12 protein-coding genes are annotated in these 15,484 nt (G+C 72.5%); 7 read left to right on the forward strand and 5 right to left on the reverse strand.

Annotated elements, in window-relative coordinates; all coding sequences use genetic code 11:
* Nucleotides 1–65 precede the first annotated feature (65 nt).
* Nucleotides 66–2,537 carry a tetratricopeptide repeat protein gene (locus ABZX65_RS14855; RefSeq protein WP_355338494.1) on the forward strand — a complete coding sequence of 824 codons (2,472 nt, stop codon included), beginning with the start codon at nt 66–68 and terminating at the stop codon, nt 2,535–2,537.
* Here the strand turns inward: ABZX65_RS14855 and ABZX65_RS14860 are convergent.
* Nucleotides 2,420–3,028 carry a hypothetical protein gene (locus ABZX65_RS14860; RefSeq protein WP_355338497.1) on the reverse strand — a complete coding sequence of 203 codons (609 nt, stop codon included), beginning with the start codon at nt 3,026–3,028 and terminating at the stop codon, nt 2,420–2,422. The genes ABZX65_RS14855 and ABZX65_RS14860 overlap by 118 nt on opposite strands.
* Nucleotides 3,025–4,266 carry a hypothetical protein gene (locus ABZX65_RS14865; RefSeq protein ID WP_355338500.1) on the reverse strand — a complete coding sequence of 414 codons (1,242 nt, stop codon included), beginning with the start codon at nt 4,264–4,266 and terminating at the stop codon, nt 3,025–3,027. Before ABZX65_RS14865 ends, ABZX65_RS14860 begins: the two co-directional genes overlap by 4 nt.
* A gap of 374 nt (nt 4,267–4,640) precedes the next feature.
* Here ABZX65_RS14865 and ABZX65_RS14870 point away from each other — a divergent pair, with 374 nt between their 5' ends.
* The 4 genes from ABZX65_RS14870 to ABZX65_RS14885 all read left to right on the forward strand — a co-directional run bounded on the left by ABZX65_RS14870 (nt 4,641) and on the right by ABZX65_RS14885 (nt 9,304).
* Complete coding sequence (locus ABZX65_RS14870; RefSeq protein WP_355338503.1) at nt 4,641–7,187, forward strand: sensor histidine kinase KdpD; 2,547 nt, start codon at nt 4,641–4,643, stop codon at nt 7,185–7,187.
* Between the two features lie 56 nt (nt 7,188–7,243).
* Entirely contained in the window at nt 7,244–7,927 is a 684-nt protein-coding gene (locus ABZX65_RS14875) for a response regulator (protein ID WP_188282663.1), read from the forward strand.
* A gap of 102 nt (nt 7,928–8,029) precedes the next feature.
* Nucleotides 8,030–8,428, forward strand: coding sequence for an OB-fold nucleic acid binding domain-containing protein (locus tag ABZX65_RS14880; RefSeq protein WP_188282613.1), 399 nt, complete (start codon nt 8,030–8,032; stop codon nt 8,426–8,428).
* A 114-nt stretch (nt 8,429–8,542) separates the two neighbouring features.
* A complete protein-coding gene (locus tag ABZX65_RS14885) occupies nt 8,543–9,304 on the forward strand; it encodes a DUF3159 domain-containing protein (protein ID WP_355338800.1) in 762 nt (253 codons plus the stop codon).
* 91 nt (nt 9,305–9,395) lie between these two features.
* Here the strand turns inward: ABZX65_RS14885 and ABZX65_RS14890 are convergent, their stop codons facing one another.
* Nucleotides 9,396–10,079: a TrkA family potassium uptake protein gene (locus ABZX65_RS14890; protein WP_355338506.1), complete on the reverse strand. Its 684-nt coding sequence runs from the start codon at nt 10,077–10,079 to the stop codon at nt 9,396–9,398.
* On the reverse strand, nt 10,079–10,744 hold the full coding sequence (locus tag ABZX65_RS14895; protein ID WP_355338509.1) for a TrkA family potassium uptake protein: 666 nt from the start codon (nt 10,742–10,744) through the stop codon (nt 10,079–10,081). The genes ABZX65_RS14890 and ABZX65_RS14895 overlap by 1 nt, the downstream gene beginning before the upstream one ends.
* Nucleotides 10,745–10,989: 245 nt before the next feature.
* Between ABZX65_RS14895 and ABZX65_RS14900 the strand changes: the two genes are divergently transcribed.
* Together ABZX65_RS14900 and ABZX65_RS14905 are read left to right on the forward strand one after the other, a co-directional pair.
* Complete coding sequence (locus ABZX65_RS14900; RefSeq protein ID WP_355338512.1) at nt 10,990–13,053, forward strand: APC family permease; 2,064 nt, start codon at nt 10,990–10,992, stop codon at nt 13,051–13,053.
* 168 nt (nt 13,054–13,221) lie between these two features.
* Nucleotides 13,222–14,559: a class I SAM-dependent RNA methyltransferase gene (locus ABZX65_RS14905; RefSeq protein WP_355338515.1), complete on the forward strand. Its 1,338-nt coding sequence runs from the start codon at nt 13,222–13,224 to the stop codon at nt 14,557–14,559.
* A 174-nt stretch (nt 14,560–14,733) separates the two neighbouring features.
* Here the strand turns inward: ABZX65_RS14905 and ABZX65_RS14910 are convergent, their stop codons facing one another.
* Nucleotides 14,734–15,450 carry a GntR family transcriptional regulator gene (locus tag ABZX65_RS14910; protein ID WP_355338518.1) on the reverse strand — a complete coding sequence of 239 codons (717 nt, stop codon included), beginning with the start codon at nt 15,448–15,450 and terminating at the stop codon, nt 14,734–14,736.
* Between the last annotated feature and the right edge of the window lie 34 nt (nt 15,451–15,484).

The raw sequence follows: 15,484 nt of genomic DNA on the forward strand, positions 1-15,484 counted from the left end.
TCGGACGGCGGGACAGCAGGGCCGCGTTTGCGCGCGGCCCGACGGCAGAGCGGGGGAGAGCGGCTGTGGAGGCGATCGGTCGCGGGGACGTCGAGGCCGCGCTGCGGCGGGCGGACGCGGCGGGGCGGACGACGGCGGAGGAACTGCTGCGGGAGGCCGTCGACCTGCTCGCGGCGGAGAGCGCCACCGCGCTCGACGGGACGTCCCCGGCCGACCCCGCCGATCCGGCGCGGACGCTGAGCGCCGCCGCGGCCGTCAGCGACACGCTCCGCCGACGCCTGGCGCGGTGGATCGCGTCGACGGCCGCCGACAGCACCGGCACCGCCGGCCCCCGGCACCCCGGTCCCCCAGCGGTCGACGCGCCGCACGCCCCGCCCGCCGACCGCCTGGTCAACACTGTCACCGGCGGCGACCACCGGGGAGGCGTCGTCCAGGGACACACCATCGGCGACGTCCACTGGCACGCCGCTCCGGCGCCCGTGGCGTTGCCGACTCCGCGGCAGTTGATCCCCGCCCCTCGCCGTCTGTCCGGCAGGACACGGGAGTTGGCGGATCTCGACGCCATGCTGCGCGGCGAATTCCGCGCGGGTCCCCTGGTCGCCGTCGTCAACGGGCCTGCGGGAGTGGGCAAGACGGCCCTGGCCGCGTACTGGCTGCGCAGCGTCGCCGCGGACTTCCCCGACGGGCAGATCTACGTCGACCTGCGCGGGCACGCCCCCGAGGGCCCGGCGGCGCCTCCCGAGGCACTGGGCATGTTCCTGCGCGCCTTCGGGATGACGGCGATCCCCGGCGACCCGGCCGAACTCGCCTCCCTGTGGCGGTCCGTCACCGCGAGCCGCCGCCTGCTCCTCATGCTCGACAACGCCATCTCCGCCGCCCAGGTCAGGCCGCTGCTGCCGGGCTCCGAGCAGAGCGTCGTGGTCGTGACCAGCAGGCGGAGGCTGACCGGTCTCGGCCTGGAGGGCGCGGTCTTCCACCCGGTCGGGGTGCTGGACGCCGAGGCGTCCGCGGACATCCTCGCCCAGCGGGTGGGCGTCCTGCGGACCGAGGCGGAGCCCGCGGCCGTGCGCCGGGTGATCGACTCCTGCGGCGGCCTGGCCCTGGCCGTCTGCGTCGCCGCCGCGCGGATGGCGGCCCGCCCCGGCCAGCCGCTGGCGGCGACGGCCGAAGCCCTCGACCGCGGGGAGCAGAGCCTCGCGGAACTGCGGATCGGAGAAGAAGCCGCCGTGCAGAGCGCCCTCGACGCGTCCTACCGCCTGCTGCCGGAGGACGCCGCCGCGTTGTACCGGCTGCTGGGCGTACTGCCCTTCGCCGACGTGGGCCTGCCGCTGGCCGCCGCCGCGACCGGCCGCGCCGAGGCCGTCGCCGACCGGCTGCTGGAAACGCTGGCCGAGGCCAGCCTGTTGGAGGAGGCGGCGGGCGGACGGCACCGCTTCCACGACCTGGTCCGCCTGCACGCCCGCGGCCTCGCGGAGGCGCGCGACGCGGAGCCGGTCCGTACGGCCGCCGTACGCCGGGCGCTGGAGTGGTACCTGGCAACGGCGACGGCCGCGGAGGAGCTGATCAGCCCGTCCCACCGCACCTTGGACCGCGACTACCCGGCACTGTCCCCCGACCGGGCCCACACTTTCACAGAGGAGAAGCGGGCGCTCGCCTGGCTGGCGGCCGAGCAGCACCACCTCATGACGGCGGTGCGGCTGTCCGCCGCGCGCGGCTGGGACGGCCTGTGCTGGCAACTGGTGGACGCGCTGTGGCCGCTGTGGCTGCGGCTCAGACCCTACGCGCTGTGGGTCGAGGCGCACCGCCTCGGCCTGGAGGCGGCCCGCCGCGCCGGGCACACGCCGGGCGAACTGCGGATGCTGACCTCCGGTGCCACCGGTCTGTGCGACTGCGGCGCCACGGACGAGGCGATCGTGTGGTTCGGCCAGGCGCTCGACCTGGCGCGGTCGGCGGGGGACCGGCTCGGCGAGGCCCAGGCACTCCACGGCCTCGGCCAGTCCCACCACTACGCCCGGCGGCTCGACGAAGCGGCGGACTGGTTCGGCCGGGCCCTGCGGCTGCGCGAGGAGATCGGCTACGTCCGCGGCGCCGCGCTCTCCCGGATGTCCCTCGGCGACACCGCCCGGCTGGCCGGCCGTCCGGAAGCCGCCGTCGCGGCGCTGCGCCAGGCGCGGGCCGACCTGCTGGCACTGCCCGACGCGTACGAGGCGAACCGGGCGCTGGCGCTGCTCGGCCGCGCGCTCGGGGAGGCGGGCAGGACCGGTGAGGCCGAGACCTGTCTGCGGCAGGCAGCCGCGGAATTCGAGGCGCGCGGTTCGGTGCACTGGGAGGCGTACAGCCTGGACATGCTCGGTGTGGTCCTCCAGCGGGCCGACCGCCCGGACGACGCGAGGCGTGCGTACGAGCGGTCGGTCGCGCTCTACGAGAGCGTCGGGGCCTCCGACACGGACCGGGTCACGGCCCGGATCGCGGAGCTGGACGCCGGACCGGGTACGGCACCCGAGCCGGATCCGCCCGTCGGCTCCGGCACGAGGTGAACGGCCCACCGGCCGGCCCCGCCGGGCTCTCGTGAGGCCGCCGCGACCAGCAGTGGACGGTTCAGCGGCAGCCGGGCAGCGGCGCACGCGTGCAGGAGCGACCCGACGGCGGCCGTGGCGGCGCCCCCGCCGACCGTCCCGCACCCGCCCGGGGGCCCGGACGCGTACACCGTCAGCGGGGGAGCGCCGGTGACGGCGGCGAGCCACGCGGAGCCCCCGCCGCCGTATCCCGCGCAGACCGCCAGGACGCCGGGATGACGGCGGAACACCCGCCGCGTCCAGGCGAGCGCGACGGCCCGGGAAGGCAGCGGCAGACCGTGCCACAGCACGTCGGCGCTGTCCCGCCAGGGCACGCAACGGGCGTCGTCCCAGCGGACGCTCAGGTGCTCGTCGGCGAAGGCGCCCCCGAACGGCGCCCCGTCACCGCCCACCAGCAGCTCCACCCGGACCTCGCGGCACCCCGGCACGGCGTGCCCGGAATCCCGGCTCACGGTGACCCGCCGCCCTCGGCCGATGCCACGGGCGGCGGCAGCGGGTCGGGGAGATCCAGTTCCCGCGTCTCCGGCTCGTGGGCGGGCTCGCCCAGCTCCAGCAGCCGGTACATCAACCGCCGCATCCGGCCGTTGAAGCGGCCCGGCTCCGAGGAGATCCGCGCGGCGATCCTGCGGTACGCGCGCCGGTCGTAGTGGTCGCGCGCGTAACGGAGCTGCCGCGACAGCGAATGCGTCAGGGAGATCGCCGGCGCGAGGGCCGCCAGCGCCGCTCCCGGCGAGTGCGGATTGACGTCCTGACCGGGAAAGCGGGCCATCACGATCGGGACGTCGCACATCGCCGCGTACAGCGTCAGCGAGCCGTGGTCGCCGATCACCGCGTCCGCCGCGACCAGCAGCGGACGCCAGTCGACATCGGGCGCGATCGGCTGAACGGCCTGCCGGCCGTCGCCCGCCAGCCACGCGCGCACCTGCCATCCGCCGTGGCCCGCCCAGGCGTTGGGGTGCAGCAGCAGATACGTACGGAAGCCGTCCGCCGGGTCCAGGTCGGCGAGCACCCGCGGCAGCAGTGCCTCCAGCCGGTTGAAGCTCGACCCGAGGCCCCAGGTGGAACAGACCAGCACCAGCTTCTCCCCGTCCCGCAGGCCCAGCGCCCTGCGGTACTCGTCCCGGCGCCCCAGGCTGCGCGCGATCCGGTCGTACGAGGCGTCCCCGACCACCTCGGCGATGGGCAGCGCCTCGGGGCAGGACCGCGACAGCAGCGCCAGGTCGTCGCGGTGGGCGAGCGCGTACGCGGCCGGGACCACGCGGTCGCCGATCATCAGGAAGTCCCTGGCCAGACCGCTGACGCCGCGCCGAGCCGCGCCGGACGGCCCGGACAGCTTCATGTGACCCGCGCCGTGCGGGATCCGCAGCAGGGGGCCGCGCAACTGTTCAAGGCCCTGGGAGCCCGCGGCCAGCACCAGGTCGTACTCCTCGGTCACCGCCTCGGACCAGGGCAGCACCTGGGCGTCCAGCGCCGTCAGGAAGGCGCCGACACCCGGGTTGAAGGCGTGCGGGGCGATGGTGAAGCGTACGTGGATCCGCAGATCGGAGCGGAGCAGTTCGAACACGTCCTTGAGCCGCTGCCCGTACACCACGGTGTGCACCACGACCAGGACTCGCTTGCAGTCGGACAGTGTGGACCACCGTCCGGGATCGCGTATGGCCGGGCCGGTAAGCCCGTCTACCGCTGACATGGGTGAAACCCCCCGAAGTGAGTCTTCTCTCCTGCGACCGGTGCCCGGCCGCAGGAAGCGGCTTGCCCGGGGCGTCTGGCGGAAGGCTTGCCAAACCCTTGCCGAAACCTTGCCCGGCAGGCCGGGGGACGGGCGGTCTTGGGACCCGGGGGGAGCGAACGGGCCGCGACGGCGCGAAGTCCGCGCCCGGCGCAGCGTTCTCCGGGTCACGCTCGCGGCAACGGCCCGGTCCCGCTCGGGGCGTCAAGACGCCGTCAAGGTCGCCCCGGCGGTGGCCGCGCGCCCGGAATATCCCGTTGCGCGGTTCTAGAGTCGGAGGGTGCGCCTGCCGGGCCGTCCGGGCGAAGGGGGCGGCGGAGCGGGACGATGGAGACATGGCACGCGGGAAGCTGCGCATTTATCTGGGGGCGGCACCTGGTGTGGGGAAGACCTACGCCATGTTGTCGGAGGCGCATCGGCGTGCGGAGCGCGGTACGGACGTGGTGGTCGGGTACGTGGAGCACCACAGGAGGCCGCGGACCGAGGTGATGCTGGCGGGCCTGGAGGAGATCCGGCGCAAGGAGATCGACTACCGGGGGACCGTGTTCACGGAGATGGACGTGGACGCGGTGCTGGAGCGGGCGCCCGAGGTGGTGCTGGTCGACGAGCTGGCGCACACCAATGTGCCGGGGTCGCGGAACGCGAAGCGGTGGCAGGACGTCGAGGAGCTGCTGAAGGCCGGGATCCACGTCGTCTCGAACGTCAACATCCAGCACCTGGAGTCACTCGGTGACGTGGTGGAGTCCATCACCGGGGTGAAGCAGCGCGAGACGGTGCCGGACGAGGTGGTGCGCAGGGCCGACCAGATAGAGCTGGTCGACATGTCGCCCCAGGCGCTGCGCCGCCGGATGGCGCACGGCAACATCTACGCCCCCGACCGGGTCGACGCGGCGCTGTCCAACTACTTCCGCCCCGGCAATCTGACCGCGCTGCGCGAGCTGGCGCTGCTGTGGACCGCGGACCGGGTCGACGAATACCTCCAGCAGTACCGGGCCGACCACCGGATATCGGCCGCGTGGCAGGCCAGGGAGCGGATCGTGGTCGGCCTGACCGGCGGCCCCGAGGGCCGCACGCTGCTGCGGCGGGCGGCCAGGATGGCCGCCAAGGGCTCGGGCAGCGAGATCCTGGCCGTGCACATCGTGCGCAGCGACGGCCTGGTGTCCGGCTCGGCCAAGGAACTGGCCGTCCAGCGGGCCCTGGTCGAGGACCTGGGCGGATCCTTCCACCACGTCATCGGCGACGACGTGCCGGACGCGCTGCTGGACTTCGCGCGCGGCGTCGACGCCACCCAGATCGTGCTCGGCACGAGCCGCCGCAAGGCGTGGCAGTACGTGTTCGGGCCGGGCGTCGGCAGCACCGTGGCCCGCGACTCCGGCGACATCGACGTCCACATCGTCACCCACGAGCACGCCGCCAAGGGCCGCGGGCTGCCCTCCGCGCGGGGCGCGAAACTCGGCCGCTCCAGGGTTGTGGCGGGCTGGCTGACCGGCGTCGCGGGCCCCGTACTGCTCGCGGTGCTGCTCACCCGCTGGCACCCCGGCATGAGCCAGGCCACCGAGATGCTGGTCTTCCTGACCATGACGGTCGCCGCGGCCCTGATCGGCGGACTGCTGCCCGCGCTGGCCGCGGCCCTGGTCGGCTCGCTGCTGCTCAACTACTACTTCACGCCGCCGACGCACTCCTTCACCATCGCCCAGCCAGAGAACATCATCGCCATCGCGATCTTCATCGTCGTCGGCGCCGCCGTCGCCTCCGTGGTGGACCTGGCCGCCCGCCGCACCCAGCAGGCCGCGCGGCTGCGCGCGGAGGCCGAGATCCTGTCGTACCTGGCGGGCAGCGTCCTGCGCGGCGAGAGCTCGCTCGAAGCGCTGCTGGAACGGGTCAGGGAGACCTTCGGCATGGACGCCGTGGTGCTGCTGGAACGGGACGACGAGCACGCGGCCTGGCACTGCGCCGCGAGCGTCGGCAGCACCCCCTGCGTACGGCCCGAGGACGCCGACGTGGAGGTGCCCGTCAACGACCGGCTCACCCTCGCGCTCACCGGCCGCGTCCTGCCCGCCTCCGACCGCCGCGTGCTGTCCGCGTTCGCCGCGCAGGCCGCCGTGGTGCTGGACCGCAAGCGGTTGACCGACGAGGCGGCCAAAGCCAGGGAGCTGGCCGAGGGCAACCGGATACGTACGGCCCTGCTGGCCGCCGTCTCGCACGACCTGCGCACCCCGCTCGCCGGGATCAAGGCGTCGGTGTCCTCGCTGCGCTCCGCGGACGTCGCCTGGTCGCCGGAGGACGAGGCGGAACTGCTGGCCGGGATCGAGGACGGCGCCGACCGCCTGGACCACCTGGTGGGCAACCTCCTGGACATGTCACGGCTCCAGACCGGCACCGTCTCCCCGCTGATCCGCGAACTCGACCTGGACGAGGTGGTGCCGATGGCGCTCGGCGGCGTCCCCGAGCAGAGCGTCGCCCTCGACATCCCCGAAACGCTCCCGATGGTCGCCGTCGACCCCGGCCTGCTGGAGCGCAGCGTCGCCAACGTCGTCGAGAACGCCGTCAAGTACAGCCCGGAGAACGAGAAGGTGCTGGTCGCCGCCAGCGCGCTCGGCCACCGCGTCGAACTGCGCGTGGTCGACCGCGGCCCCGGCGTCCCCGAGAGCGCCAGGGACCACATCTTCGAGCCGTTCCAGCGGTACGGGGACGCGCCGCGCGGCAACGGCGTCGGCCTCGGCCTCGCGGTGGCGCGCGGCTTCGTCGAGGCGATGGGCGGGACACTGGTCGCCGAGGACACACCCGGCGGCGGCCTCACGATGGTGCTGACGCTGCCCGCCGCGCACGGGGCCCCCGCAGCGCCCGGCGTTCCCGACCGGCCCGCCACGGCCGTCTCATGACCGAACAGAAGAGCGCACAGAAGATCGAACAGAAGAGCGAACAGAAGAGGACGCACATGTACCGGGTGCTCGTGGTGGACGACGAGCCGCAGATCGTCCGCGCCCTCGTCATCAATCTGCGGGCCCGCGCCTACGAGGTCGACGCCGCGCACGACGGCGCCACCGCGCTGCGGGTCGCCGCCGCCCGCCATCCCGACGTGGTCGTCCTCGACCTCGGGCTGCCCGACATGGACGGCGTCGAGGTGATCCGCGGCCTGCGCGGCTGGACCCGCGTGCCGATCATCGTGCTGTCCGCCCGGCAGGCGTCCGACGAGAAGGTGGAGGCGCTGGACGCGGGCGCCGACGACTACGTCACCAAGCCGTTCGGCATGGACGAGCTGCTGGCCCGGCTGCGCGCCGCGGTCCGCCGCGCCACGCCCACCGGACCCGACGACGACGCCGCCGTCATCGAGACCGAGTCCTTCACCGTCGACCTGGCGGCGAAGAAGGTCAACAGGGACGGCGCGGACGTACGCCTCACCCCGACCGAGTGGCACCTGCTGGAGGTGCTGGTACGCAGCCCCGGCCGGCTGGTCAGCCAGAAGCAGCTCCTCCAGGAGGTCTGGGGGCCCGCCTACGGCACCGAGAGCAACTACCTGCGGGTCTACATGGCGCAGCTGCGCCGCAAGCTGGAGGCCGACCCGGCCCGCCCCCGGCACTTCATCACCGAACCGGGCATGGGGTACCGCTTCGAGCAGTGACCGGGCTTCCGGTGGCGACCCGGTCCGGCAGTGACCCGGCTCTCCCGGAGCCGCCCCTTCGGGGCAATGACCGGGCTCTGACTGGCCGGTACCCTGGGGAATATGAGTGGTGCCATCCGTTCGGACCGACCCGCGGGACGTTTCCGCCGCATGCTCGACCGCCTGTCCTCCTCGCAGGAGGAGCTGCACTCCGAGGAGCTGCAGAAGGACGCCCTGGCCGTCGGCTGCACGAGGATCTGCGACTGCTCCGACCGCCAGATAGTGTCCGTCACCGGTACGCTGCGTACGGTCACCCTCCGTCCCCGGGCCGGTGTGCCCGCGCTGGAGGCGGAACTCTTCGACGGGTCCGCCGCGCTGGACGTGGTCTGGCTCGGCCGCCGCAGTATCAGCGGTATCGAACCCGGCCGTCGGATCATCGCCTCCGGCCGGATCTCCATGAACCGGGGTCGTCCGGTGCTGTTCAACCCCAAGTACGAACTGCGTCCGGTCGGACAGGAGTAACAGGTGGCGTCGATCGACAACACGGATCAGACGGTCCGCGCGGATTCCCGGCCGCCCGGCGGGAGCACGGACGGTACAGGGACCGACGAGGTCACCGGCGAGGCCGCGGGCGGGATCACCGACGAGTCGCGGGCGGTCACCGAGGCCGCGCTCTTCGACGCCTTCGGCGGGCTGCGCGGCATGGTGGAGACCACCGTGCCCGGCCTGGTCTTCGTCGCGATCTACACGGTCAACAAGGACCTCAAGAGCTCGGCCATCGCCGCCCTCGCGCTGTCGGTGCTGATGGGCGTGGCGCGGCTGGCCCGCAAGGACACCCTCAAGCACGCCTTCAGCGGGGTCTTCGGCGTCGCCTTCGGCGCGGTCTTCGCCATGATGTCGGGCAACGCGAAGAACTTCTATCTGCCCGGCATGCTCTACACGCTCGGCCTGGCCGTCGCGTATCTGGTCTCCGCCGCCGCGGGCTTCCCGCTGCTCGGCCTGATCCTCGGGCCGATCTTCAAGGAGAACCTGTCCTGGCGGAAGCGGAATCCCGGACGGCTGCGCGCGTACACCAAGGCGAGCTGGGCCTGGGGCCTGATCCTGCTGGCCAAGTCGGCGATCCTCTTCCCGCTGTACTGGTGGGGCAACGCGACGCAGCTCGGCTGGGTCAAGGTCGCGCTCGGCATCCCGCCGTTCCTGCTGTCGGTGTACCTGACCTGGATCTTCCTGGTGAAGGCGCCGCCGCCGATCGACGTGATCGCGGAGATGGAGGCGGCCGAGGCCGCGGAGAAGGCCGAAAAAGCCGAAAAGGCCGGAACGACCGGAACGGCGGAAAGCACGGAAAAGGCCGGGCAGACGGGCACGACGGGGAAGTCCGCCAAGCACGCCAGGCCCTGACCCGCGCGTCCGTACGGCATGCGAAAGGGGGCGGCCCCGGACCTCGGTGAGGTCCGGGGCCGCCCCCTTTTCGCGGGTCGTCAAGGAGCGACTACTCCGTGGCGGTGCCGCCGTCGCCCTGGAGCGACAGCAGATCCTCCAACTGCTCCTCCCGGTGCGGCGCGGCCACGAACAGCAGCTCGTCACCGGCCTCCAACGCGTCGTCCTTGGACGGCGTCAGCACCCGGTTGCCGCGGATGATCGTGACCAGTGAGGTGTCCTGCGGCCACTCCACGTCGCCGACCCTGGTGCCGACCAGCGCGGCCTCCTCCGGCAGCGTCAGCTCCACCAGATTCGCGTCGCCCTGGCTGAAGCGCAGCAGCCGTACGAGATCGCCGACGCTCACGGCCTCCTCGACCAGCGCCGACATCAGCCGCGGGGTGGAGACGGCGACGTCCACGCCCCACGACTCGTTGAACAGCCATTCGTTCTTGGGGTTGTTGACCCGGGCGACCACCCGGGGGACCCCGTACTCGGTCTTCGCCAGCAGCGAGACCACCAGATTGACCTTGTCGTCACCGGTGGCGGCGATGACCACGTTGCAGCGCTGGAGCGCGGCCTCGTCCAGCGAGGTGATCTCGCAGGCGTCGGCCAGCAGCCACTCCGCCTGCGGGACCCGCTCCACGGAGATGGAGGTGGGGTTCTTGTCGACGAGCAGCACCTCGTGCCCGTTCTCCAGCAGTTCGCCGGCGATGGACCGGCCGACGGCCCCCGCCCCGGCAATGGCGACCCTCATCAGCGCGCCTCCTCGGGACCCTTGGCGAATGCCGCCTCGACCTCGGCGACCCCGTCGGTCCGCATCATCACGTGCACCAGGTCGCCCTCCTGGAGGACGGTCTGGGACGTCGGCACCATCGCCTCGCCCAGCCTGGTGAGGAACGCCACACGGACGCCGGTCTCCTCCTGGAGCGTGCTGATCTTGTGCCCGATCCACGCGACCGACGTGTGCACCTCGGCGAGCTGTACGCCGCCGCTCGGGTCGCGCCACAGCGGCTCGGCACCGGACGGCAGCAGCCGCCGCATCATCTGGTCGGACGTCCATCGCACGGTGGCCACGGTGGGGATGCCCAGGCGCTGGTACACCTCGGCACGGCGCGGGTCGTAGATCCGGGCCGCCACGTTCTCGATGCCGAACATCTCACGGGCCACCCGGGCCGCGATGATGTTGGAGTTGTCGCCGCTGCTGACCGCCGCGAAGGCTCCCGCCTCCTCGATTCCGGCTTCGCGCAGCGTGTCCTGGTCGAACCCGACTCCGGTCACCCGGCGCCCGCCGAACCCGGAGCCCAGGCGGCGGAAGGCCGTCGGGTCCTGGTCGATCACCGCGACCGTATGACCTTGCTGTTCGAGGGAGTGCGCGAGAGTGGAGCCCACTCGCCCGCATCCCATAATCACGACGTGCACGACCGTCCTTCCGGCTGTCAAACGTTTGTGGCCGGGCTCTTGTGGAGCCCCGCGGAGCACTGTTGGTCAGCACAAGCGTCTCAGACCGCGGCCAAAGCTACACACGCGTGCGGCGGGCGAGAAGGTTGCGCCGACCGGACGCACAACTTCCCCACCGAAGCCGTACCCCGCCCGTCACCAAGTCCCCCACAGTCCTTAGGGCAGTGGGGGGAGCGCCCGTATTGACGATCCCTTAACATCGCGGGGTGTCCAAACTGACCGACCTGCCGAAACGGATCCTGATCGGCCGGGCGCTACGCAGCGACAAGCTGGGGGAAACGCTCCTCCCCAAGCGGCTCGCGCTACCCGTCTTCGCCTCCGACCCGTTGTCCTCCGTCGCGTACGCGCCGGGCGAGGTCCTGCTCGTCCTGTCCATCGCGGGGGCCTCGGCCTACCACTTCAGCCCGTGGATCGCCGTCGCGGTCGTCGTGCTCATGTTCACAGTGGTGGCCTCCTACCGGCAGAACGTCCACGCCTACCCCTCCGGCGGCGGCGACTACGAGGTCGCCACCACCAACCTGGGGCCCAAGGCCGGACTCACCGTCGCCAGCGCGCTGCTCGTCGACTACGTCCTGACCGTCGCCGTCTCCGTCGCCTCCGGAATCGAGAACCTCGGTTCCGCCGTCCCCTTCTTCGCCGACCACAAGGTGCTCGGCGCGGTCGGCATGATCTTCCTGCTGATGGTCATGAACCTTCGCGGGGTGCGCGAGTCCGGGAGCATCTTCGCCATCCCGACCTACGCGTTCGTCGTCGGCGTCTTCTGCATGATCGCCTGGGGCACCTTCAAGATCGCCACCGGACACGACATGCAGGCGCCCACCGCGCACTACACCATCCACGCCGAGACCTCGGGCATCGGCGGTTTCGCGCTGATCTTCCTGCTGCTGCGCGCCTTCTCCTCCGGCTGCGCCGCGCTCACCGGCGTCGAGGCGATCAGCAACGGCGTCCCGGCGTTCAAGAAGCCCAAGTCCAAGAACGCCGCGACCACGCTCGCCGCGATGGGCCTGCTGGCCGTCACCATGTTCTGCGGCATCATCGCGCTGGCCATGAACACCAAGGTGCACATGGCCTCCAACCCGGCGACCGACCTGCTGAACAACGGCGTCCCGGTCGGCTCGGGCTATACGCAGGACCCGGTGATCGCGCAGGTCGCCGAGGCGGTCTTCGGCCACAATTCGATCCCGTTCATCTTCCTGGCCGCCGTCACCGCGCTCGTGCTCTTCCTCGCGGCGAACACCGCGTACAACGGCTTCCCGGTCCTCGGCTCGATCCTCGCCCAGGACCGCTACCTGCCGCGCCAGCTCCACACCCGCGGCGACCGGCTCGCCTTCTCCAACGGCATCGTGCTGCTCGCGGGCTTCGCCGCCGTCCTCGTCTACATCTACGGCGCGGACTCCACCCGGCTGATCCAGCTCTACATCGTCGGCGTCTTCGTCTCCTTCACGCTCAGCCAGACCGGCATGGTCCGGCACTGGAACCGGCACCTGCGCACCGAGACCGACCCGGCCAAGCGCCGCCACATGCACCGCTCCCGCGCCATCAACACCTTCGGCGCCTTCCTCACCGGCCTGGTGCTCGTCATCGTGCTGCTGACGAAGTTCACCCACGGCGCCTGGGTCGCGGTGCTCGGCATGATCGCCTTCTACGCGCTGATGACCGCGATCCGCGGCCACTACACGCGGGTCGCGGACGAGATCGCCGCCGAGGACGAGCCGGGCGACGACTACGTGCGCCCGTCGCGCGTGCACTCCATCGTGCTGGTCTCCAAACTGCACAAGCCCACCCTGCGGGCGCTGTCCTACGCCAAGCTGATGCGCTCCGACACCCTGGAGGCGCTCAGCATCAACGTCGACCCCGACGACACCAAGGCGCTCCAGACCGAATGGCAGCGCCGCGGCATCGACGTACCGCTGAAGGTCCTCGACTCGCCGTACCGCGAGATCACCCGGCCGATCATCGAGTACGTACGGGGCCTGCGCCGCAGCAGTCCGCGCGATGTGGTCAGCATCTACATCCCGGAGTACGTGGTCGGCCACTGGTACGAGCACGTGCTGCACAACCAGAGCGCGCTGCGGCTCAAGGGGCGGCTGCTGTTCACCCCCGGTGTGATGGTCACCTCGGTGCCCTGGCAACTGGAGTCCTCCGAGGTCGCCAAGGCGCGTGCCAGGCGCCGCGCGGACTGGAACGCGCCCGGTGCGATCCGCCGCGGTCCGGTCGGTCCGCCGCGCCGCGACAGGGAGCACACCGGCAACGGCGGACGCCAGAAGTGACGCCCGGCCCGCGGCCCCGGCCCCGGCCGGGACCGGGGCCGCGGGCCGGGACCGGGATTCCGGCCGGGCGCGGGCACGTAGACTGGAGGGCTTGTCCCCTCGGACACCCCGGCACGCGCGGGGCCCGTCCCCGCGCACCCCACCTTGAAGCTCAGGAGCACCGCCCCCATGCAGACCGAATCCGCACCGTCACTGGTCGGCCAGGAGTACGAGGTCGAGGTCGGCCAGGTGGCGCACGGCGGCCACTGCGTCGCGCGCACCGACGCCGGGCAGGTGCTCTTCGTCCGGCACGCGCTGCCCGGCGAGCGGGTCGTCGCGCGGGTCACGGAGGGCGAGGAGGGCGCGCGGTTCATCCGGGCCGACGCCGTGGAGGTGCTGACCGCGTCCAAGGACCGGGTCGAGCCGCCGTGCCCCTTCTCCGGGCCCGGCCGCTGCGGCGGGTGCGACTGGCAGCACGCGGCGCCCGGTGCGCAGCGCCGCCTCAAGGCGACGGTCGTCGCGGAACAGCTCGAACGGCTCGCCGGGCTCACCCCGGAGCAGGCCGGCTGGGACGGCACCGTGATGCCCGCCCCCGGCGACAAGGTCGCCAAGGGAGAGGTGCCCGCGTGGCGGACCCGCGTGCAGTACGCGGTGGACGCCGAGGGCCGCGCCGGACTGCGCAAGCACCGCTCCCACGAGGTCGAGGTGGTCGACCACTGCCTGATCGCCGCCCCCGGCGTCAGCGACCTCGGCGTCGAGGACCGTACGTGGCCGCAGATCGCCACCGTCGAGGCCATCGCCGCCACCGGTTCGAACGACCGTCAGGTGATCCTCACCCCGCGCCCCGGCGGGCGGCTGCCGATCGTCGAGCTGGACCAGCCGGTGTCGGTGCAGCGGATCGGCGAACGCGACCACGCCGTGCACCGCGTCCACGGCCGCCCCTTCGTCCGTGAGCGCGCCGCGGGCCGCACCTGGCGCGTCGGCGACGGCGGCTTCTGGCAGGTCCACCCGAAGGCCGCCGACCTGCTGGTGGAGGCCGTCATGCAGGGCCTGATGCCGCGCAAGGGCGACATGGCGCTCGACCTCTACTGCGGGGTCGGCCTCTTCGCGGGCGCGCTGGCCGAACGCGTCGGCGACCAGGGCGCCGTCCTCGGCATCGAGTCGGGCAAGCGCGCCGTCGAGGACGCCCGGCACAATCTCCAGGACTTCGACCGCGTCCGCATCGAGCACGGCAAGGTCGAGCAGGTCCTGCCCAAGACGCGGATCGACGAGGCCGACCTCATCGTCCTCGACCCGCCGCGCGCGGGCGCGGGCAAGCAGACCGTCCGCCGGCTCGCCGCCCTCGGCGCCCGCCGCATCGCCTACGTGGCCTGCGACCCCGCCGCCCTCGCCCGCGACCTCTCCTACTTCGCCGAAGCCGGCTACCGCCCCACCACCCTGCGGGCCTTCGACCTCTTCCCGGTCACCCACCACGTGGAGTGCGTGGCGATCCTCGTGCCGGAGAAGCCGGAGAAGAAGGACGCCTGACGCCGGAATGACGCGCGGGGCGTCCGGCTCGCCCTGGTCGCCACGGCCGCCGAACACGAGCGGCTGATGGACCGGCTGTCCGAAGCGCCCTGCCCCGACCCGGACCACGAGGGCCCCTGCCCGGTCCCCTGGGCGATGCACAGCGTCAACGAGGACTCCCTCCCGCTCCGACAGTCAGTCCGTGAAGTAGTCGGGGTACTGCTCGCGCAGGGCGACGCCGTAGCGGCGGACGCGGCTCACGTGGTCGCTGAGCAGGCGCCTGCCGCCGGTGACGTCGGCGGCTTCGAGGGCGTCGACGATGGCCGTGTGCTCGGCGACCAGGGCGCGGACGGTGTCGGGGTCGGGGAGGCTGAGGCGGCGCAGCCGGTCGAGCTGGAGCTTCATCGGCTGCATGACGGTCCAGACGCCGTGGTAGCCGCTGATCACGAAGATCTGCTCGTGCAGGGCCTCGTCGGCGTCGAAGAATCCGGCGAGGTCCTGTTCCGCCTCGCAGCGGACCTGTTCCGCCAGCAGGGCGCGGCATACGCCCAGGCGGCGGTCCGGCGCGGCGCACGCGACGGCGAAGGCGGAGATCTCCAGGCTTTCGCGGACGAACCGCGCTTCCTCGACGTCGCGCAGGCTGATCTTCGCCACGGTGGTGCCCACTTGGGGGATGACGGTCACCAGTCCGTTGTCCACCAGGCGGGCGATGGCCTCGCGCACCGGGGTCCTGCTCACCTGGAGCCTGGCCGACAGGTCGGTCTCGGACAGCGAGGCGCCGGGCGCGATGCGCAACGTCCTGATCGCCGAGACCAGCTCTTCGTAGACGCGGTCGGAGGTGCGGGCGCGACCGCGGACGACCGGACGCAGCGGGGAGCCGCCGCCGCGCGCTTCCGCTGAGGGGCTGTTCAACGATCGTTCCACCCTCGCAAGATTTTCGGGCCAA

The sequence above is a fragment of the Streptomyces sp. NPDC003300 genome, from assembly GCF_040610915.1.
Lineage (GTDB): Bacteria > Actinomycetota > Actinomycetes > Streptomycetales > Streptomycetaceae > Actinacidiphila.